General features: G+C 53.0%; 1 protein-coding gene. It reads left to right on the forward strand.

The genetic code is table 11. The features are described from left to right. Positions 1–111: 111 nt before the first annotated feature. A partial coding sequence (locus Mal15_RS31500; protein WP_233903138.1) for a DUF1587 domain-containing protein occupies positions 112–1,160 on the forward strand: 1,049 nt, incomplete at its 3' end.

A 1,160-nucleotide genomic window follows, 5' to 3' on the forward strand; every position in this document is an offset into this window, starting at 1 on the left:
CACGACGCTTCTCAAGCGAGACACCCGGAAGAAGAGTCTTAGGCGGAAACGAAAAATCGCAGGCTGGAACACCGCATTTCTCGAAAAACTCCTGTTTGCAGCCTAATTTTGGTGCGATCGTCGTGGGAGAAGCAAAAAGGCGACCGACGCTTTGATCATCTGAGTGTTGACGTCTTCGACGAGGATGCGGCTTTTGAGTGGCAAGAGATTCTCGACATGGTCAATCTCGGAGAGATGCCGCCCGAGGAAGTAGAGCAACCAACCGATGAAGAGCGTACTCGGTTGGTGTCTTGGATAACGCCCAAGTTGGATGCTTTCTATGCGAAGCAAGTGGAGAAGGAATCCACGGGGCTTCGCCGGATGAACAGCTTCCAGTATCGCAATACCCTGCGGGACCTACTGGGTCTCGATATGTCATCTTTCAATCCAACGGCCTCTTTTCCCAGCGAAGAGAGGGTGGATGGGTTTGAAAACATCGGAAGTAGTTTGGTGATATCGCGTTATCTGATGGACCGATATCTCGAAGCCGCTTCCGCTTCTATCGATAAGGTCGTCGACATTCCAGCGCAGCCCTCTGTCGTTAGCGACACGTTCACTGCGAATGACTTCTGGGATAGGCAATGGCAGTTCCGCGGCCGGACCTACTGGATTGTCAATAAAGACGGGAAGTATGTCGAAATGGGGCATGGGGATAAATCGTGGGAGCGAATTTACCCTCTCGGATTTGGTGGCTTCCAGGTCGAACGCGTCGACCTGGGCGATGGCACCCCTCGAGACGATGAAGGGCCAAAGTACCGTCCAAGAGATCGCTCCGAACTCGTTCCACAAGACGGCTTCTACACGATTACCGTCAATGCGGAGGCGGTGGGGCGTCAGCACCCGTATGGCGACTCCATGTTTAATTGCGATTTGTCGGAGCCGTTGAAGTTGGAGCTATTTGCGAATGACGCTCGAATCGAGTCGGCAAAGTACGAGAATTCGACGAATCGAACGATTGCGGTATTTCCACTCAAAGATGACGAGCCCCGCGAGTACACGACGATCGCACCAAAATCTGGATTCAGTATTCGCCGAAGCCTTGCCTCAGTGAACCCCTCCGCCAATAAATTCAGCCGGACTGGTTTCTCACTGCCCTGTTACGGAGATGGCAATGGCTTCCC

The sequence above is a fragment of the Stieleria maiorica genome (assembly GCF_008035925.1).
Lineage (GTDB): Bacteria > Planctomycetota > Planctomycetia > Pirellulales > Pirellulaceae > Stieleria > Stieleria maiorica.